Origin of the sequence: Duganella sp. LjRoot269, assembly GCF_964254095.1 — a bacterium.
GTDB classification, from domain to species: Bacteria; Pseudomonadota; Gammaproteobacteria; order Burkholderiales; family Burkholderiaceae_D; genus Rugamonas; species Rugamonas hordei.
Map to the genome: position 1 here is coordinate 1,781,009 of NZ_CAXUSL020000001.1, position 19,397 is coordinate 1,800,405.

The following is a 19,397-nucleotide window of genomic DNA, read 5'->3' on the forward strand; positions in this document are numbered from 1 at the left end:
GCCCCATGTGTTCGGGCACACATGGGGCTTTCTTTTGGCTATTAAAAAACTACGGGCTGATTAGAACTTGTAGGAACCAACCAGGTAGAACTGACGACCCAGCGGGTCGGTGTAGCGGCCATCGTAACCGGACTGGTTACCACCACCGGCATTGCGGATGGTGAACGGCGGAGCGATGTCGGCAATGTTCTTGACACCGGCGGTCAGCGTGAACTGCTTGCTGAACGCGATCTTGCTCTGCCAGTCGAAGGTCGTGTACGAGGACACCTGGCGCTTGAACGCCACGTAGTCGCCCAGGCTGCCGTCGGCGTTGACCACGCGGACGACGCTGTCGTCCTCGGTGTACACCTGGTCGGTGTAGCCCGAGTGGTAGTTAGCCGTCAGCGCATGGGTGAAACGGTCGCTGGTGCGCAGCGACGCGGTCAGCTTCGAGATCCAGCGGAACGTGACGTCCGAGTAGGAGTTGAAGCGGCCGATGTTTTTCTCCACGCCGCTTTCAGGGGTTTCCTGCTCAGCCTTGGTCATGAAGGTGCCGGTCCACTGCACGTTCAGCTTGCCAAACGGGGTGGCCGTTTTGTAGGTGTGGTCCCAGTCGATACCCTGGAAGTGCGAGCTGGCCAGATTGAACGGGGTCAGCGCGGCGGCCAGCACGTTCTGCTTCTGGATCGGATCGAAGTAGCTGCGCAGCAGGCTGTCGTACAGCTTGGGATTGTTGAACACGGTGTCTTCCGACAGCGTCTGGATCTGGTTGGTCAGCTTGACGTCCCAGAAGTCGAAGCCGATCGACAGGCTGGCCACCGGCTCGAGGCGGAAGCCCAGCGTGGCTTGCTTCGACTCTTCCGGCTTCAGCGAGCCGGCGCCGGTCGAGGCGTTACCGCCGGTCAGCAGCGTGTATTCCGACGAACCCGGGTTGCACAATGGGAAGCGTGGGTCGCTGGTCGACGTGATCGGGCAGGCGTGGAACTGCGACGAGCCGCCGTTCACCAGTGGCTTGACGATGTTGGTCAGCGATGGAGCCTTGAAGCCGGTGCCGTACGAACCGCGCAGCAGCAACGTGTCGATCGGATTCCAGCGCAGCGCCAGCTTGTAGGTGGCCTTGCTGGCCGTTTCGCCCTGCGAGCCCGGCGCAATCAGATTGCCCGCGGTGTCGAAGTTCTTGTCGTTGTGGACCGAGCCGAAATGGTCGTAACGGGTCGATGCGGTCAGGTCCATGGTCTTCATCAGCGGCAGCAGCAACTCGCCGTACGCGCCATAGTTCTTGCGGCTGGCGTCGATCGGCAGGGCGCCTGCGCCACCGCCGACGATGGCGTCGGTGAAGTTGGGCTGCTGCACGTTCTGACCCTGCGAGAATGCATCCGGCGCTTCCGAATACTGCTGCTTGGTGTAGTCGGCGCCGACCGCCAGCTGGGCGGTGCCCGCCGGCATCTTGAACAGCTCGGTCGAAGCGCTCGCCTGCAGCACGTCGATCTTCGACTTGGTCTCGTTCAGCAGGTTGTGCAGCACGGCCGGGGCCAGCACGTCCTTCGAGGTGCCCGACGGCGCGAACGGATCGAACTTGCCGTTGCTGACCAGCGCGTCGAAGGCGTTCAGGCTCATGTAGCCGCCGGCCGCCGTATCCTTCTGGGTGTTTTCCGAGTGCGTGAACGCTGCGCGGTAGTCGAAGTTCTTGAACGTGCCGTCGACGCCGAAGGCCAGGTGCTTGGCGTCGGTCTTGTATTCGTCGGCGCGGCCGCCGGCATCCACCAGGCGCAGGTTCATCGCCACGCTGGTGACCGATGCCGGATCGATGCCCAAGCGGGCCAGGTATGGCAGGATGGATTTCTTGTACAGCGCGCTGCCGACCGGAATGCCCAGCGGCTGCGCCGGCGGTGCATATTGCGCGGTGTTGCTGAACGACGAGCCCAGGGCTTCCATGAAGAAGTTGGCGTTGTCGTTGATCTTGTAGTTGAGCGAGCCGAACACACTGTCGCGCTTCAGGCCTGGCGTGTCCTGCACGGTGGCGGCGTAGTCGAACAGGCAGCGGTTGCCGACGTTGAACAGGTTGGGGCCGTTGCACTTGCCGGTTTCCAGGAAGTTCGGGCCGAACGCGGCGCTGCTGGCCACGCCCTTGGCGTTGTTGTACTTGACGGTGGCGTTGCCCGGAATCGAGTTCGAGCTCAGCTGATACAGCGAGTAGTTCTTGCCGCTGTCCGAGAAGGCGACCACGCCCGACTTGGAGAAGTCGCGCTCGGAAGCGAACATGGCCTTGCTTTCGTCGTGCGCCGCCGACAGCAGAATGTTGAAGCCGTCCTTGTCCAGGTCGCCCCAGCCTTTGGAGATCGACACGTTGGAGGTCGAGCCGCCGGTGGATTTCGGCTGGTTGTACGAGCCTTCGATGACCAGGTCGGTCTGGTTCTTCTTCAGGATGAAGTTGACCACGCCGGCGATCGCGTCCGAACCGTACAGCGTGTTGGCGCCGTCGGTCAGGATCTCGACGCGCTCAACTGCCGCCAGCGGAATGCTGGCCAGGTTGACGGTGGAGCCGGAGGTGGCTGGCGCCAGACGGCGGCCGTTCAGCAGCACCAGTGTGTAACCCTCGCCGATGGCGTGGATCGACGCGGTCTGGATGCCGGCGCCGCCGCCGTTGACCGACATCGACGAGGTGGTGAAGCCTTGCATCGACGGCAGCGTGGCGATCAGGTCGGCTACGCTGCTCGCGCCGCTCTGCTCGATCTGCAGCTTGGACAGGGTCTGGACCGGCAGCGCGCCTTCGGCGGTGATACGCTTGATGCTCGAACCGGTGATCTCTACGCGCTGGATCGGTGCGTCCGGCGCGGTTTGCGCCACTGCCGCATGCATGCCCATAGCCAGGCCACTGGCGCAAATCAGGCGTACGGAGCGGGACAATACTGTTTCAACCATCATTATTTAGGCTCCCAAATTTAAAACGATGAACACGGGGTGTGATTTATATTTTTTATCGGCTGTATCGCCGGTTGAAAAAAACACAAACGTTCTTTTCATCTGGGCATCAGATCACCCGGCGCCATTTGCTGTCAATGAACAAACTTGCAATTTAGTAGTAGTATTGCATTATTAACTTCACGGCAACAGTGCTCTAAATTTGAGCAAAAAAACGCTCTAATTTGGTGCGCAAGGCAAGGAAATCTTGGGAAACATTGATTTTGGATCAAAAAAATAGGGAAAATCTTGGCTGGACGTAGTCGCTATGCAACAAGTTGGTGCAAAAGCAATGTCATGAACCTGTATTAATATCGAAACAGAACGTTACATTTATGCGACAAAGGGACGATTCCCATATACAACTTGTTTCCGCAGGCCATTTCGGCGCTGTGCTATCTCATGTATTGTTAGGCACTTTTCGCGACATCAACCGCTAAGGACCAAGATCGCATGCTGGCTTATATCGTTCGTCGCCTATGGCAAATGTTGCCGACCATGCTGGGCGTGGTGCTGCTGGTGTTCCTGCTGTTTAACTGGGTCGGCGGCGATCCGGCCTACATCCTGGCCGGCAAGATGGCCAACGCCGACAGCATCGCCAACATCCGCCACCAGCTGGGCGTGGACCAGCCGTATTACGTGCAGCTGTGGATCTTCATCAAGCAGATCGCCAGCTTCGATTTCGGGCTCAGCTGGGCGACCGGCGAGCCGGTGTCCAACATCATCGCCACGCGGCTGGGACCGTCGCTGACGGTGCTGATCCCGCTGACCTTGCTGGAGACGGTGCTGGGCATCGCGCTGGCGCTCTGCGTTGCCTTCGTGCGCGGCTCGCTGACCGACCGCGTGGTGATGATCGCCTGCACGGTCGGCATGTCGATCAGCATCCTGGTGTACATCATCGTGTTCCAGTACGGGCTGGCCTACCGGCTGGGCTTGTTCCCGGTGCAGGGCTGGGGCCAGGGCTTCTGGGAAAACCTGCTGCGCTATTCGACCCTGCCGATCCTGATCGGGCTGGCGGTGTCGATCGCGCCGACCTTGCGCCTGTACCGCAGCTTCGTGCTCGACGAGGCCGGGCAGGATTATGTGCGCACCGCGCGCGCCAAGGGCTTGAGCGAGCGGCGCGTGATGTGGGTGCACGTGCTGCGCAACGCGGCGATTCCGATCATCACGCATGTGATGTCGAACCTGCCGGCGCTGCTGATCGGGGCCTTCCTGCTGGAGCGCTTCTTCGGCATACCGGGCATCGGGCGCGAAGTGATCCTGGCGGTGGAGCGTAGCGATTTTCCGGTGATTAAGGCGATCACGGTGTATGTGGCGGCGGCAACGATGGTGTTCAACCTGCTGACCGATCTGATGTACCAGGCGGTCGATCCGCGGGTGAAGCTGGCATGACGGCGCTCGTGCATGCCGGATCGCCCGGCTTGTGGCTGCTGGCCTGGCGGCGCTTGCGCGCGGATCGCGTGGCGATGGCGTCGCTGTCCGTGGTGGCGGCGTTCCTGCTGATGCTGGTGCTGTCGGCGACCGGGCTGATCGCCGCGGATTGGGAGAACGAGGTTGGCGTGAATTATGCGCCGCCGGGTTTTGTCGGCGCCGTTGCCGGGGTTGCGTCCGCGCCGGCTCCAGCGCAACCATTGCCGGACAATCCCTTCGATCCGCTGGCCGGCGACATGGCCCAGCTGCGTGGCGCCGCCGCCGGGGCGTCCACGCCTGCCGGCGCCGGCAGGCGCGCGACCCTGCCGTTCGGCGGCGACAAATGGGGCCACGACATCATCAAGAAAACCATCAAGGGCGGCGAAACCTCGATCGTGGTCGGCCTGGTGGCGGCCTTGCTGGCGGTCGGGCTGGGCACCTTGTTCGGCGCGCTGTCCGGCTATTGGGGCGGCGTGGTGGACGACTTCTTCAACTGGTTCTACAGCATCTTCACCGCCATCCCCTCGGTGCTGATGATACTGGCCGTGGCCGCCGTGCTGCAGCAGAAGGGCGTGCTGACGATCGTGCTGATCCTCGGCCTGACCGGCTGGACCGGCCCCTACCGCCTGATCCGCGCCGAATACATCAAGCACAAGGCGCGCGAATACGTGCTGGCCGCCGACGCCATCGGCGCCTCGCACTGGCGCAAGATGTTCTCGCACATCTTCCCCAACGTCAGCCATGTGGCGCTGGTGCAGATGTCGATCCTGGTGGTCGGCTTCATCAAGGCCGAGGTCATCCTCAGCTTCCTCGGCTTCGGCGTGCCGGTCGGCGTGGTGTCGTGGGGCAGCATGCTCAACGAGGCGCAGAACGAGCTGATACTCGGCCGCTGGTGGCAGCTGACCGCCGCCGCCATCGCCATGGCCTTGCTGGTGACGGCGTTCTCCCTGTTCACCGACGCCCTGCGCGACGCCCTCGATCCCAAGGTGAAATGATGACCAGCGAAAACCTATTGGAAATCACCGACCTGCGCATCGCCTTCCGCACCGGCCGCAACACCACGGTGGAGGCCATTAAGGGCGTGTCGTTCAGCGTGCCGCGCAACGGCACCGTCGCGCTGGTCGGCGAATCGGGCAGCGGCAAGTCGGTCAGTTCGCTGGCGGTGATGGGCTTGCTGCCGCCGGACACCACGATCATCGACCCGGCAGGCAGCATCCGCTTCGACGGCCGCGAACTGCTGACGATGAGCCGCGCCGAGCGCCGCGCCATGTGCGGCAAGGATGTGGCGATGATCTTCCAGGAGCCGATGTCGTCGCTGAACCCGGTGTTCACGGTCGGTGCGCAGATAGGCGAAGTGCTGCGTCTGCATATGAAGATGAGCGAGGCGCAGGCGCGCCGGCGCACGCTGGAATTGCTGGATGAGGTCGGCATCCCCGATCCCGCCGGCAAGATCGACGCTTATCCCAGCCAGATGTCGGGCGGCCAGCAGCAGCGGGTGATGATCGCCATGGCCATCGCCTGCGAACCCAAGCTGCTGATCGCCGACGAGCCGACCACCGCGCTCGACGTCACGATCCAGAAGCAGATCATGGAACTGATCGCGCGCCTGCAGAAACGCCATGCGATGGCGGTGCTGTTCATCACCCACGACCTCGGCCTGGTGGCGGAGATCGCCGACCGGGTCATCGTCATGCGCCACGGCGAAGTGCGCGAGGCGGGCGCCGCCCACGACGTTTTCAGCCGGCCGCAGGACGCCTACACCAAGGCCCTGCTGCATTGCCGTCCGACGCTGGACGCGCGGCCATGGCGCCTGCCGGTGATCGCCGATTACATGGCCGGCGTCGAGCACCAGCGCCACGCCGGCGGCGACATCGCCGAAGGGCAGGGCGTGACACCGCTGCATCCGCTGGAGCGCCAGCGCGGCAGCGGCCCGGACGACCAGCCGGTGCTGGTCGTGAACAATCTGAGCAAGAGCTTCTACCTGCGCGAAGGCTGGTTCGGCAGGCGCGAGTTCAAGGCGGTCAAGGACGTGTCGTTCACGCTGGCGCGCGGCAAGACCCTGGGCGTGGTGGGGGAATCCGGTTCCGGCAAGACCACGGTCGGCCTGACCTTGCTGCGCCTGCACCAGGCCACCGGCGGCACCGCCATGTTCGAGGGCCGCGACCTGATCGGCATGCCGGCGCGCGAGTTCCAGGCCTACAAGCGGCGCATCCAGATCATTTTCCAGAATCCGTATGCCTCGCTGAACCCGCGCTTCACGGTCGGCCAGATCCTGCTCGAGCCTATGCGCATCCACCGCATCGGCGCCGACGACCGCGAGCGCGCCGCGATGGCGTATTTACTCTTGGAAAAAGTCGGATTGCCCGCATCTGCCTTCCAGCGCTACCCGCACGAGTTCTCCGGCGGCCAGCGGCAGCGCATCGCCATCGCGCGCTGCCTGACGATGAAGCCGGAGATCCTGGTCTGCGACGAATCGGTCTCGGCGCTGGACGTGTCGGTGCAGGCACAGGTGCTGAACCTGCTGCAGGATTTGCAGGACGAGTTCGGGCTGTCCTATATTTTCATCTCGCACGACCTGTCGGTGGTCAAATACATCGCCGACCAGGTGATGGTGATGCACCAGGGCGCGGTGGTGGAAATGGCCGACTCCGACCAGCTGTACCGCAACCCCGCGCATCCCTACACCCGAGCGCTGCTGGCGGCGATACCGCGGCACGGTTAAGCGTTTTTTAAGTTAAGATATCCGAATGGCGAACTTAATCTTACTGTTGCAGGAATACGGCGTACTGATCGTGTTTGCGGTCGTGCTGGTCGAGCAGATCGGCTTGCCGATTCCCGCCTTCCCGATACTCATCGTCGCCGGCGCGCTGTCGGTCGACGGCGACACCCGCTGGCCCGCCGTGCTGGCGGTGAGCCTGCTCGCCTGCCTGATCAGCGATTATTTCTGGTTCCGCGCCGGCCGCTATTACGGCAAGCGCATCCTCAAGCTGCTGTGCAAGATCTCGTTGTCGCCGGATTACTGCGTCAGCCAGACCGAGGACAATTTCAACCGCTGGGGCCCGAAGGCGCTGGTGGTGGCCAAGTTCATCCCCGGCTTCAACACGATCGCGCCGCCGCTGGCCGGCGCCATGGGCACCACCAACGGCACCTTCCTCGGCTTCAGCGTGCTGGGCGGCCTGTTCTGGAGCGGGACCGGCATCGCCATCGGCGCCTTCTTCCACACCAGCGTCGACCAGGTGCTGGACGTGCTCAGCACCATGGGCACCACGGCGTTGATCGTGCTGGGCGTGCTGCTGTTGCTGTTCGTCTCGTTCAAGTATGTGGAGCGCAAGCGTTTCCACCAGTCGGTGGACATCGAGCGGATCACGATCGCCGACCTGAAAAAACTGCTGGAGCAGGGGCATGAGCCGGTGCTGGTCGATGCGCGCAGCGTGACGGCGCAGATGCTGGAGCCGGCCGTGCCCGGCGCGCTGCTGTTCAACGGCGGCGATCCGAACGAGCAGATAGCCGCGCTGGACAAGAGCCGTTACATCATCGTCTACTGCAGCTGCCCGAACGACGTCACCGCCGCCCACGTGGCGAAAGGGTTGATCAGCCAGGGCTACAAGCGTGCCCAGCCGCTGCACGGCGGCCTCGACGCCTGGAACGCCGCCTTCGGCACGCCGCAGCCTGTCAGCGAAAACGTAAACAATACCGCTTCCGTGTAAGCCGGACGCCGCCTTTCGCGGCGTTTTTTCAGGCGTTTTTGGAAGCGCTTCCAGTCTTCTGTTGTGGTAAAAAATCGTAGTCATACTACGAAAAAAATATTCCACATTGTAATTTTGCGTGGCAAACGTGCTGCAACTGTACTAAAACTACAAACTTCACTTGCCTCGAATGGTGAAAATACTTTAAGCTTAGGCCTCAACTATTTTCGATCTATCATGACAGCTCAGTCCCTCCAAACGCCTCCCTTTCTGACCACCGCATTCCCTGGTGGCCCGCGTCTGCTGGCGGACATCGGCGGCACCAACGCGCGCTTTGCGCTGGAAACCGCTCCGGGCAAGATTGAGGCGATCGAAGTATTGGCTTGCGCCGCATATCCAACCTTGGCCGCCGCCCTGGTTGCCTATCTGGCCTCGCCGACCGTCACCCAGGCTGGCGTCACCGGCATCCGCAACGGCGCGATTGCGATTGCCAATCCGGTCACCGGCGACATGGTGCGCATGACCAACCACCACTGGGAATTCTCGATCGAGGCGCTGCGCCGCGAAGTCAATTTCGACACGCTGGTCGTCGTCAACGACTTCACCGCGCTGGCTAGTTCCCTGCCGCAGTTGTCGGCCACCCAGAAGCACCAGGTCGGCGGCGGCACGTCCATCGCCGGCACCCCGCTGGGCCTGATCGGCGCCGGCACCGGCCTCGGCGTTTCCGGCCTGATCCCGGGCAAGGATGGCTGGACCGCGCTGCTGAGCGAGGGCGGCCACGTTACTTTCTCGCCGGCCAATGAAACCGAAGTGGCCATCCTGCGCTTCGCCTGGAAGGAATTCGAGCACGTTTCCGCCGAGCGCCTGATGTCCGGCGCCGGCATCGAACTGATCTACCGCGCCCTGGCCGACCACACCGACATGCCGGCCGAAAAGCTGAGCGCCGCCGAAATCTCGCGCCGCGCGCTGGACGGCGAATGCACGCTGTGCGACGAAGTCATCGAAGCGTTCTGCTGCATGCTGGGCACCATCGCCAGCAACGTCGCGATCACGCTGGGCGCGCAGGGCGGTATATATATAGGCGGCGGCATCGTCCCGCGCCTGGGCGAGCGTTTCGACCGCTCCGGCTTCCGCGCCCGCTTCGAAGCCAAGGGCCGTTTCAACAAATACCTGTCCGAAGTGCCGACCTGGGTGATCACGGCGGAATACCCGGCGTTCGTAGGTGTTTCGGCAATCTTGTCAGAAAGACTTGCTGCCGCGTAAGGCAAGTTACATTTCGAAGAACGCGAAATGCGCGTTTTGCGGTTTTATCAGGTACAATTCGGCTTGTTGGATGAAACGTCTTAGCTTGGCCGCGTATGTTTTCGCCCGAAAACCACGCTTCCAGAGCACGTTTTATGTATGAAGCGATGGCTTCGGCCGCCGCTGGCATGTCCCTCTCTCCCGCCTGGCGCGCATCGGCCCGGGCGTCGGAAAAACAGCTTCAGCGAGTATTCCAGCAGGCAGCGTCGTAGATGCTGGCCATTGCCTCACTGAATGTGATTGATTTCTTTCTTGCATGAAAATGCAACCACAAGATTGCTATGGATACAGCAGAGGCTAAAAGAGTCCTCGAAACCGCCTTGCTATGCGCTCGTGAGCCATTGTCGATCCACAGTCTGAAAAAGCTGTTTGTCGAAGTGGACGATCAAGACCGGCCGCGCGGTCCCGGAGTCGGTTCCGATACGATCAAGGAATTGCTCGAAGAATTAAGGCTGGATTGGGCCGGCAAGGGGGTGGAGGTGATCAGCCTGTCGACCGGCTGGCGCTTCCAGAGCCGCCCCGAGATGAAGTTGTATCTCGACCGGATGAACCCGGAGCGGCCGCCCAAGTACTCGCGGGCGACGCTGGAAACCCTGGCCATCATTGCCTACCGCCAGCCGGTGACACGGGGCGATATTGAAGAGATACGCGGCGTAGCCGTTAATTCCCAGACGATCAAGATGCTGGAAGACCGGGGCTGGGTAGACGCCATCGGTTACCGCGACGTCGTCGGCCGCCCGGCTTTGCTGGGCACCACCAAGCAGTTTTTGGATGATTTGGGCTTGAATTCGCTGTCCCAGCTGCCTCCTTTGCAGCAAATCAGCGATATGCAGGGTGGCGGTCCGGATATGGAAGCGTTGGAAGCGGCCCTGCAGGAAAACTTTGAGAAAGCCGCGCAAAGCGAGTTGCCCGTCGTCGAAGCTGAACCAGCGTCGACCAGCCCGGAAGCCGGCCCAGAACCAATTAATCACGACCCTGCGCCAGATTTAACGGTTGACGCTGAGCACAACCAAGAAATGAATAATGAACAATCCTAATTCCCCTGAGACAGTCAACGACGTAGCGCCGGCCGAAGTGGCCGCCAAGCCTAAACGCCGCACCAAAGCCCAGATCGAAGCCGATAGCGAGGCGCATGCGCCGAGCGCCGCCGCCGAGTCCGGCGCCGCGCCGGTCAAGGCCAAGCGCAAGCCCAAGGCGGAGGCCGACCTGGTTGCCGCACCGGCTGCCGCAGACGCCGCGGCCCCGGTGAAAAAAACGCGCGCCAAGCCGGCCGCCAAGGCCGCTCCGGCAGCCGACGGCGCCGAAGCCCAGCCGCAAGCCGCTGCCGCTCCCGCAGCTGTAGCTGCAACTGAACCTCCGGCCAAGGCGCCGCGCGCCAAAAAGCCGGTCGCGACGGTTGTTGCCGATACCGCGGCAGCTGCAGCCGCTGCGCCAGCCGCGGCACCAGCCTCCGCAGTCGAAGCGCAAGCCGCTCCTGCCGAAGCCGGTGAGCGCGCCGAGCGTGGCCCACGCGGTCCGCGCGGCCCGCGCCAGATGCGCGAACAGCGCGCCGCCCGCGAGGCGATGATGCCGCGCCCGGCCCCTGTAGTTGCCGCTGAAGGCGAAGCCGCCCCGGCGGAAGAGGGCACCGCACCGAACGGTGGCAAGCCGCGCCACGAGCGCGGTCCGCGCGACGGCCAGCGCGATGGCCAACGCAACGGCAAGAACGGCAAGGGCAAGAACGGCAAGCCGCGTCCCGGCCAGAACGCCAATGGCGCCAAGACCAACGATGCCGACGCAGCGTTCTCCTACGTCACCTCCGACGCCTTCGACAGCGAAGAGTCGGGCAAGGGCCGCCAGGCGCCGAAAGCCGTGCGCCGCGACCTGACCTCGGACGACGACGCGCCGAAGCTGCACAAGGTCCTGGCCGAAGCCGGCCTCGGCTCGCGCCGCGACATGGAAGACCTGATCGTTGCCGGCCGCGTGTCGGTCAACGGCGAGCCGGCCCACATCGGCCAGCGCATCCTGCCGACCGATGCGGTGCGCATCAACGGCAAGCTGATCCAGCGCCGCGTCAGCAAGAAGCCGCCGCGCGTGCTGGTGTACCACAAGCCGGCCGGCGAGATCGTCAGCCATGACGACCCGGAAGGCCGCCCATCGGTGTTCGACCGCCTGCCGACCATGAAGGCCGGCAAGTGGCTGGCCATCGGCCGCCTCGACTTCAATACCGAAGGCCTGCTGCTGTTCACCACCTCCGGCGACCTGGCCAACCGCCTGATGCACCCGCGTTACAGCATCGACCGCGAATACGCGGTGCGCACGCTGGGCGTGCTGGAAGAAGGCATGCGCCAGAAGCTGCTGGCCGGCGTCGAGCTGGAAGACGGCCTGGCGCAGTTCTCCAAGATCGCCGACGGCGGCGGCGAGGGCATCAACAAGTGGTACCGCGTGATCATCGGCGAAGGCCGCAACCGCGAAGTGCGCCGCATGTTCGAAGCGATCGGCCTGACCGTGTCGCGCCTGATCCGCACCCGCTACGGCGCGATGACCTTGCCAAGCAGCCTGAAACGCGGCCGCTGGGAAGAGATGGAAGAAAACACCGTGCGCGACCTGATGGCGGCGTACGGCGTCGAGAAGAAAGGTGCGGGCGATGTGCCTGCGCCGCGCGGCAAAGGCCCGCAGCAAGCCAAGCCGGCCCAGAACAAGGGCCCGGAAAAGCGTCCGCAACGCGGCCGTGGCGATGACCGCGATTTCGACGACGATGACGAGGACGATCACGACGAACCGAACTTCAACCGCGCCGATGTCAGCAACGACAACGCGATGCCGTTCGCCAAGGCCCCGCGCGGCCAGGGCCGCGGCGGTTTCGGTGGCGGCCAGGGTCGTCCGGGCGGCAACGGCCAGGGTCGTCCAGGCGGCGCCCAGGGCAGCGGCCGTCCAGGCGGCAATGGCAACGGCCAGGGCCGTCCGGCCGGCGCGCAGACGTCGGGCCGTCCGGGTGGTCGTCCGCAGGGCATCGGCGGTTACGCCGGCGGCCGTCCGCTGGGCGAAGGCCCGGCGCGTCCGCAGGGCCAGGGCGGCCGTCCGCAAGGGCAGGGTCGTCCGCAAGGCGGCCAAGGTGGAGCGGGTCAGGGCGGCGGCCAGTCGGCCAAGGGGCCGGGCCGCGGTCCGCGCCAGCCGGATCCGTTGCAGACGACTTTCGGTTTTGGTAATTCCGGCGCGCCGCGCCGCGGTCAGCCGCCACGCGGCGGTGCGATCGACCACGGCATGCCGCGTCGTCGCAAGGGTTAAATCCCCGTCCTTGCAAACCGGCGATAGCGCCTGTTTGCAAGGCTTGTAGCCTTATTTGAACTGTTGCGTGCCTGCTTTTCCGACTCGTGCGGCATTGCAGCGGAGATCATATAAGGTTATAATAACCAGCCTAGTAAAAGTTCTTCGCGGGGTACTTCCCCTGAGAATGCTTTCATCTGGCTGGGTATTACAAGAAGATGGGCAGATGCCCATTTTTTTTTTGGTGAACCGTTTTGAACGGCCTGTTTTTAATATGTTGAAACAGGCCTTGATCTGGAGAATTTCTTGCAGCTGCCGGAATTAATTGAAAAGACCGTAACGGGTCTGGGCTATGAGCTGGTTGATGTCGAACGGGCCGAGCGCGGACTGCTGCGCGTCTTTATCGATTTCAACGCCGCCGACGCCGAAGAAAAAGGCCCGATTACCGTGGAGGATTGTGCCACGGTCAGCCACCAGCTGTCGCACGTGCTGACGGTCGAGAACGTGAACTACGAGCGTCTCGAAATCTCGTCGCCAGGGCTGGATCGCCCGGTGCGCAAGCTGGAAGACTTCGTGCGTTTTGCCGGTTGCGTAGCAATCGTCAAACTGCGCACCGCAATGCCGGGTACGAACAACCGGAAATCGTTCGAGGGCGTTCTGCAAGAACCCCGGGGCGATAATTTGTCGTTGGAATTTGAAAGCAATGAAGGTCCGGCGTTGTTGGAGTTTACGCTCGCCGATGTGGATAAGGCACGCTTGGTGCCAAAGGTGGATTTTAAGGGACGCAAAGCATGAGTCGCGAAGTTTTGTTATTGGTAGACGCGCTGGCGCGTGAGAAAAACGTCGATAAAGATGTGGTTTTCGGCGCGCTTGAATTCGCGTTGGCGCAAGCCACGAAGAAACGCTATGAAGGTGAAGTGGATATTCGCGTTTCGATCGACCGCGAGTCGGGTGAGTTCGAATCCTTCCGCCGCTGGCACGTGGTGCCCGACGAAGCCGGCCTGCAGCTGCCGGACCAGGAAATCCTGCACTTCGAAGCCAAGGAACAGATTCCGGACATCGAAGTGGACGACCACATCGAAGAGCCTATCGAATCCGTCGAATTCGGCCGCCGCTTCGCCCAGGACACCAAACAGGTGGTCCTGCAGCGCGTGCGTGACGCCGAGCGCGAACAGATCCTGGTCGACTTCCTGGAGCGCGGCGACGCGCTCGTGACCGGCACCATCAAGCGCATGGAACGCGGCGATGCGATCGTCGAGTCGGGCAAGATCGAAGCCCGCCTGCCACGCGACCAGATGATCCCGAAAGAGAACCTGCGTATCGGCGACCGCGTCCGCGCCTTCATCCTGCGCATCGACCGCAATATGCGCGGCCCGCAAGTGATCCTGTCGCGCACCGCTCCGGACTTCATCATGAAGCTGTTCGAGCTGGAAGTGCCGGAAATCGAGCAAGGCATGCTGGAAATTAAATCGGCGGCGCGCGACGCCGGCGTCCGCGCCAAGATCGCCGTCTACACGGCCGACAAGCGCATCGACCCGATCGGCACCTGCGTCGGCATGCGCGGTTCGCGCGTGCAGGCCGTGACCGGCGAACTGGGCGGCGAACGCGTCGACATCGTGCTGTGGTCCGAAGATCCGGCGCAGTTCGTCATCGGCGCGCTGGCTCCGGCCAACGTCTCGTCGATCATGGTCGACGAAGAGAAGCACGCGATGGACGTCGTGGTCGACGAGGAAAACCTGGCGATCGCCATCGGCCGCTCCGGCCAGAACGTGCGCCTCGCCTCCGACCTGACCGGCTGGAAGATCAACATCATGACGGCCGAGGAATCGGCCGACAAGGCAGCCCAGGAAACCGCGGCGGTGCGCGCACTGTTCATGGAAAAACTGGACGTCGACCAGGAAGTCGCCGACATCCTGGTGGAAGAGGGCTTTGCCAGCCTGGAAGAAATCGCCTACGTGCCGATCTCCGAAATGCTGGAAATCGAATCGTTCGACGAAGACACCGTCAACGAACTGCGCACCCGCGCCCGTGACGCCCTGGTCACCGAAGCGATCGCTTCGGAAGAAGGCCTGGAAGGCATGGACGAGGCGCTGGTCGGTCTGGAAGGCATGGACCGCGTCACCGCCGGCAAGCTGGGTCTGGCTGGCATCAAGACGGTGGAAGCATTTGCTGCACTGGCCTACGACGAATTCGGCGCCATCCTGGCGTTGTCCGCAGACCGTGCACGAGCATTGATTAAGAGTGAATTTGAAGATGTGACCGACGATGAGATGAAGTTGGTTGACTCGAAGTACGACGACCGTGCCAAAGGCCTCCAGGCCAAGGCATGGAGTCTTGCCGAATCTGCAAAGGCTTAATTTGAGTATCTTTATCATCTCCGCGACACATAGAAAAGAGGACTGAATGGCGAGTAACAACGTAGCCCAATTTGCCACCGAACTGAAGATGCCTGCAGACTTGCTGCTGACGCAGCTGCGTTCTGCCGGCGTCGAAAAAAGTTCGACGTCAGATCCATTGTCGAAAGATGATAAGGATAAGCTGCTCGATCACCTGCGCCGTACCCACGGCGCCTCGGCTGATACCGAAAAGAAGAAGATCACGCTGACGCGCAAAGAAACCACTGAAATCAAGCAGGCCGACGCCAATGGCAAGGCCCGCACGATTCAGGTCGCTGTGAAGAAGGTGCGTACCTTCGTCCAGCGCGACGAGCCGGTCGTCGCCGCGCCGGCGGCGCCTGCCGCCCCGGTGGTCGACGCCGCTGAAGTCGCACGCCGCGAAGAAGAGGCACGCAAGCAGGCAGAACTGATCGCACGTCAGGAAGCGGAACTGCGCGAGAAGCAGGAGCGCCTGGCCAAGCTGGAGTCGGAGAAGGAAGCGCAAGCGCGCGCCACCGCCGCCGCCGAAGCCGAAGCCAAGAAGGAAGCCGACGCTGAAGCCAAGAAAGCCGCCGCCAAGGCCGCCGCCGCCGCGACCGCCGCAGCTGCCGGCACCGCGCCGGTAGCCGACACCGCCGCCGAGGAAAAGAAAAAAGCCGCCGCCGAGGAAGCCAAGAAGAAGGCCGCCGTCGCCGCCAAGGAAGCCGCCGAAAAAGCGGATGCCACCGAGCGCGCACGCAAAGCCGTGGCCGACGAGGTTGCCCAGATCAAGGCCATGATGAACGCGCCGCGCCGCGCCATCAAGGCGCCTGAACCGGCGCCCGCGCCGGTCAAGGCCAAGGTTGCCGAAGGCACGCTGCACAAGCCTGCCACCGGCGCCGTGGCCAAGCCTGGCGAGAAGAAAGACGACAAGAAGCCGGTCACCGCGGACAAGAAGTCGATCAAGTCGGCCAATGTCTCGTCGACCTGGCAGGACGACGCCAAGAAACGTGGCGCACCCGGCGCGGCCAACAAGGGCCGTGGCAACACCGGTTCGACCGGCGGCCGTGACGGCTGGCGCAGTGGCGGCAAGGGCGGCCGTCGCGGCTCGCACGCCGATGACCGCGAAACCAACTTCCAGGCGCCGACCGAAGCCGTCATCAAGGACGTCTACGTGCCGGAAACCATCACCGTGGCCGAACTGGCGCACAAGATGTCGGTCAAGGCATCCGAAGTCATCAAGCAACTGATGAAGCTGGGCCAGATGTGCACCATCAACCAGGTGCTGGACCAGGAAACCGCGATGATACTGGTCGAGGAAATGGGCCACAAGGCCTTCGCCGCCGAGATCGACGATCCGGAAGCGCTGCTGGCCGACCAGGGTGAGCACGCTCACTTTGAATCGGTGCCGCGCGCTCCGGTGGTGACCGTCATGGGTCACGTCGACCACGGTAAAACCTCGCTGCTGGATTACATCCGCCGCGCCAAGGTGGCGTCGGGCGAAGCCGGCGGCATTACCCAGCACATCGGCGCCTACCACGTGGATACGCCACGCGGCACGATCACCTTCCTCGATACGCCGGGTCACGAAGCCTTTACGGCGATGCGTGCCCGCGGTGCGAAAGCAACCGACATCGTCATCCTGGTGGTGGCGGCGGACGACGGCGTGATGCCGCAGACGAAGGAAGCGATCGCCCACGCGAAAGCGGCCGGCGTGCCGCTGGTGGTGGCGATCAACAAGATCGACAAACCGGGCGGCAACGTGGACCGTGTGACGCAGGAACTGGTTGCCGAACAAGTGGTGCCGGAAGAATACGGTGGCGAATCGCCATTCGTGCCGGTATCGGCCAAGACCGGCGTCGGCATCGACGCGCTGCTGGAACAGGTGCTGCTGCAAGCCGAAGTGCTGGAGCTGAAAGCCCCGATCGATGCGCCTGCGCGCGGTCTGGTGGTCGAGGGACGTCTGGACAAGGGCAAGGGCCCGGTCGCGACCATCCTGGTGCAATCCGGTACGCTGAAGCGCGGCGACGTGATCCTGGCGGGCTCTTCCTACGGCCGCGTGCGCGCGATGCTGGACGAAAACGGCAAGCCGATCAACGAAGCCGGTCCATCGATCCCGGTCGAGATCCAGGGCCTGACCGAAGTGCCGCAAGCCGGCGAAGAAGTCATGGTCATGGCGGACGAGCGCAAGGCGCGCGAAATCGGTCTGTTCCGTCAAGGTAAGTTCCGCGACGTGAAACTGGCCAAGCAGCAAGCCGCGAAGCTGGAAAACATGTTCGACCAGATGGCCGAAGGCGAAGTCAAGAACCTGCCGCTGATCATCAAGACCGACGTGCAGGGTTCGCAGGAAGCGCTGGTTGGCTCGCTGCAGAAGCTGTCGACTTCCGAAGTGCGGGTACAGGTTGTGCACGCAGCGGTCGGCGGCATCACCGAATCGGACGTCAACCTGGCGGTCGCCTCGAAAGCGGTCATCATCGGCTTCAACGCCCGTGCCGACGCCCAGGCGCGCAAGCTGGCCGAGTCGAACGGTGTGGACATCCGCTACTACAACATCATTTACGATGCGATCGACGAGATCAAATCGGCGTTGTCGGGCATGCTGGCGCCGGAAAAACGCGAGACCGTCATCGGTCAGGTCGAGATTCGCCAGGTCATCCTGGTCTCGAAAGTCGGCGCCATCGCCGGTTGCCTGGTCACCGATGGCGTGGTCAAGCGTTCGTCCTCGGTACGCCTGCTGCGCAACAACATCGTGGTGTGGACCGGCGAGATCGACTCGCTCAAACGCTTCAAGGACGACGCGAAAGAAGTCCGCGCCGGTCTGGAGTGCGGCTTGTCGCTGAAGAACTACAACGACATCCAGGTGGGCGACTCCCTGGAAGTGTTCGAAGTGCAGGAAATCGCTCGTACGCTGTAAGCTCCGGCGCATAGGGCAGCAACAGGTAAAGTGGACGGGGGCATCAGCTCCCGTCCACTTGCCGTTTATGGAATATCATGGCAAAACATAGCAAAAACATCCCACAGCGCGGTCAGCGCGTGGCCGACCAGATCCAGCGCGACCTGTCGGAAATCATCGCCTACGAGTTGAAGGACCCGCGCGTCGGCATGATCACCATCACCGAAGTGCAAGTGACGCCGGACTACGCGCACGCGAAGATCTTCTTCACCATGCTGAAAGACAGCAAGGAGCAGGTCAAGAACACCGTCGACGGCCTGAGCGCCGCGGCCGGCTACATGCGCGGCCAGCTGGGCAAGCGCCTGCACATCCACACGCTGCCGATGCTGCACTTCGTGCACGACACGTCGACCGCGCGCGGCATGGAATTGTCGCTGCTGATCGACCAGGCCAACAGCACCCGCTCGCTGGACGACGACCAGGCGCCGGCCGAAGAGAAGAAGGACGGCGAGTAAGCACGCTGCACCGATGAAGCAAAACCATCCCAAGAAAGTCCGCGACCTGGTCGACGGCGTGCTGCTGCTCGACAAGCCGGTCGGCTTTTCCAGCAACGATGCGCTGATCAAGGCCAAGCGCGTGCTCAACGCCAAGAAGGCCGGCCACACCGGCACCCTCGACCCCTTCGCCACCGGCTTGCTGCCGCTGTGCTTTGGCGAGGCCACCAAGTTCTCGCAGGACCTGCTGGAAGCCGATAAATCGTACGACACCACGGTGCACCTGGGCCAGACCACCGACACCGGCGACACCGAAGGCGAAGTGATAGCCAGCCGGGCCGTCGACGTCACGCTGGAGCAGATCCACGCCGTGCTGGAGCGCTTCCGCGGCCCGATCGCGCAGGTGCCGCCGATGTACTCGGCGCTCAAGCGCGACGGCAAGCCGCTGTACGAATACGCCCGCGCCGGCATCACGCTGGAACGCGAGGCGCGCAACGTGGTCATCCACAAGCTCGAGCTGGTGTCTTACGAGGCGCCGTTCCTGAAGCTCTCGGTCACCTGCAGCAAGGGCACCTATATCCGCGTGCTGGGCCAGGACATCGGCGAGGCGCTCGGCTGCGGCGCCCATCTGAACGCGCTGCGCCGCACCCAGGTCGGCGCGCTGACCATGGACGGCATGCTGACCCTGGAGCAGCTGACGGCGCACGAAGCGCCGCTGAGCCTGCTGGCGCCGGTCGATGCGTTGCTGTCGAGCTTTCCGGCCGTGCACTTGACGGCCGAGCTGGCCAAACGCTTCCTCAACGGCCAGCGCCTGGCGCTGGGCAAGGAAGCGGTCGTGGTGCCAGCCGGGCAGGGCAGGGTCCGGGTTTACCTGGACGGCAAGCTGCTCGGCACCGCCATCCTCGGCGAGTACAGCATCCTGGCGCCGGAGCGCCTGATCGCCTTTAATTCGCCACCGGCGTCACCCTAGCCGCCAATAAAGCAACTCTTTGAAAATATTCAGGATTTCAGAGGGAGTTGCACCGCAACATGCTATACTACGCGGTTCCAGAAATTGGCCACTCTCGTACGT

At 63.1% G+C, this 19,397-nt stretch carries 13 protein-coding genes; 12 read left to right on the forward strand and 1 reads right to left on the reverse strand.

Annotation, left to right across the window (positions count from 1 at the left end; all coding sequences use genetic code 11):
• Positions 1-60: 60 nt before the first annotated feature.
• Positions 61-2,838 carry a TonB-dependent receptor domain-containing protein gene (locus tag ACSQ3S_RS07825; RefSeq protein ID WP_436142039.1) on the reverse strand — a complete coding sequence of 926 codons (2,778 nt, stop codon included), beginning with the start codon at positions 2,836-2,838 and terminating at the stop codon, positions 61-63.
• Between the two features lie 555 nt (positions 2,839-3,393).
• Between ACSQ3S_RS07825 and ACSQ3S_RS07830 the strand changes: the two genes are divergently transcribed.
• The 12 genes from ACSQ3S_RS07830 (at position 3,394) to truB (ending at position 19,295) form a co-directional block, all read left to right on the forward strand.
• The gene (locus ACSQ3S_RS07830; RefSeq protein ID WP_176655559.1) at positions 3,394-4,332 is read left to right on the forward strand and encodes an ABC transporter permease; all 939 of its coding nucleotides are present in this window, start codon (positions 3,394-3,396) and stop codon (positions 4,330-4,332) included.
• The gene (locus tag ACSQ3S_RS07835; protein ID WP_436142040.1) at positions 4,329-5,345 is read left to right on the forward strand and encodes an ABC transporter permease; all 1,017 of its coding nucleotides are present in this window, start codon (positions 4,329-4,331) and stop codon (positions 5,343-5,345) included. Before ACSQ3S_RS07830 ends, ACSQ3S_RS07835 begins: the two co-directional genes overlap by 4 nt.
• The gene (locus tag ACSQ3S_RS07840) at positions 5,345-7,072 is read left to right on the forward strand and encodes an ABC transporter ATP-binding protein (RefSeq protein WP_436145001.1); all 1,728 of its coding nucleotides are present in this window, start codon (positions 5,345-5,347) and stop codon (positions 7,070-7,072) included. Before ACSQ3S_RS07835 ends, ACSQ3S_RS07840 begins: the two co-directional genes overlap by 1 nt.
• Positions 7,073-7,097: 25 nt before the next feature.
• A complete protein-coding gene (locus ACSQ3S_RS07845) occupies positions 7,098-8,057 on the forward strand; it encodes a VTT domain-containing protein (RefSeq protein WP_436142041.1) in 960 nt (319 codons plus the stop codon).
• Positions 8,058-8,273: 216 nt separating this feature from the next.
• The gene (locus ACSQ3S_RS07850; RefSeq protein WP_176655563.1) at positions 8,274-9,299 is read left to right on the forward strand and encodes a glucokinase; all 1,026 of its coding nucleotides are present in this window, start codon (positions 8,274-8,276) and stop codon (positions 9,297-9,299) included.
• A gap of 320 nt (positions 9,300-9,619) precedes the next feature.
• A complete protein-coding gene (gene scpB / locus ACSQ3S_RS07855) occupies positions 9,620-10,375 on the forward strand; it encodes an SMC-Scp complex subunit ScpB (RefSeq protein ID WP_176655564.1) in 756 nt (251 codons plus the stop codon).
• On the forward strand, positions 10,362-12,605 hold the full coding sequence (locus ACSQ3S_RS07860) for a pseudouridine synthase (RefSeq protein ID WP_436142042.1): 2,244 nt from the start codon (positions 10,362-10,364) through the stop codon (positions 12,603-12,605). The genes scpB and ACSQ3S_RS07860 overlap by 14 nt, the downstream gene beginning before the upstream one ends.
• A 285-nt stretch (positions 12,606-12,890) precedes the next feature.
• Entirely contained in the window at positions 12,891-13,379 is a 489-nt protein-coding gene (gene rimP, locus ACSQ3S_RS07865; protein WP_436142043.1) for a ribosome maturation factor RimP, read from the forward strand.
• A complete protein-coding gene (nusA, locus tag ACSQ3S_RS07870) occupies positions 13,376-14,941 on the forward strand; it encodes a transcription termination factor NusA (RefSeq protein ID WP_176655567.1) in 1,566 nt (521 codons plus the stop codon). Before rimP ends, nusA begins: the two co-directional genes overlap by 4 nt.
• A 46-nt stretch (positions 14,942-14,987) precedes the next feature.
• The gene (gene infB / locus ACSQ3S_RS07875; protein ID WP_176655568.1) at positions 14,988-17,852 is read left to right on the forward strand and encodes a translation initiation factor IF-2; all 2,865 of its coding nucleotides are present in this window, start codon (positions 14,988-14,990) and stop codon (positions 17,850-17,852) included.
• 77 nt (positions 17,853-17,929) lie between these two features.
• A complete protein-coding gene (gene rbfA / locus ACSQ3S_RS07880; RefSeq protein ID WP_176655569.1) occupies positions 17,930-18,346 on the forward strand; it encodes a 30S ribosome-binding factor RbfA in 417 nt (138 codons plus the stop codon).
• A 13-nt stretch (positions 18,347-18,359) separates the two neighbouring features.
• Positions 18,360-19,295, forward strand: a complete 936-nt coding sequence (gene truB / locus ACSQ3S_RS07885) for a tRNA pseudouridine(55) synthase TruB (protein ID WP_353400216.1) — start codon at positions 18,360-18,362, stop codon at positions 19,293-19,295.
• Positions 19,296-19,397 lie beyond the last annotated feature (102 nt).

Excerpts from the sequence above, each read along its gene's own strand:
- ACSQ3S_RS07825 (WP_436142039.1), bottom strand. The coding sequence starts at position 2,838 with ATGCATGCGGCAGTGGCGCAAACCGCGCCGGACGCACCGATCCAGCGC.
- ACSQ3S_RS07830 (WP_176655559.1), top strand. The coding sequence starts at position 3,394 with ATGCTGGCTTATATCGTTCGTCGCCTATGGCAAATGTTGCCGACCATG.
- ACSQ3S_RS07835 (WP_436142040.1), top strand. The coding sequence starts at position 4,329 with ATGACGGCGCTCGTGCATGCCGGATCGCCCGGCTTGTGGCTGCTGGCC.
- ACSQ3S_RS07840 (WP_436145001.1), top strand. The coding sequence starts at position 5,345 with ATGACCAGCGAAAACCTATTGGAAATCACCGACCTGCGCATCGCCTTC.
- ACSQ3S_RS07845 (WP_436142041.1), top strand. The coding sequence starts at position 7,098 with ATGGCGAACTTAATCTTACTGTTGCAGGAATACGGCGTACTGATCGTG.
- ACSQ3S_RS07850 (WP_176655563.1), top strand. The coding sequence starts at position 8,274 with ATGACAGCTCAGTCCCTCCAAACGCCTCCCTTTCTGACCACCGCATTC.
- scpB (WP_176655564.1), top strand. The coding sequence starts at position 9,620 with ATGGATACAGCAGAGGCTAAAAGAGTCCTCGAAACCGCCTTGCTATGC.
- ACSQ3S_RS07860 (WP_436142042.1), top strand. The coding sequence starts at position 10,362 with ATGAACAATCCTAATTCCCCTGAGACAGTCAACGACGTAGCGCCGGCC.
- nusA (WP_176655567.1), top strand. The coding sequence starts at position 13,376 with ATGAGTCGCGAAGTTTTGTTATTGGTAGACGCGCTGGCGCGTGAGAAA.
- infB (WP_176655568.1), top strand. The coding sequence starts at position 14,988 with ATGGCGAGTAACAACGTAGCCCAATTTGCCACCGAACTGAAGATGCCT.
- rbfA (WP_176655569.1), top strand. The coding sequence starts at position 17,930 with ATGGCAAAACATAGCAAAAACATCCCACAGCGCGGTCAGCGCGTGGCC.
- truB (WP_353400216.1), top strand. The coding sequence starts at position 18,360 with ATGAAGCAAAACCATCCCAAGAAAGTCCGCGACCTGGTCGACGGCGTG.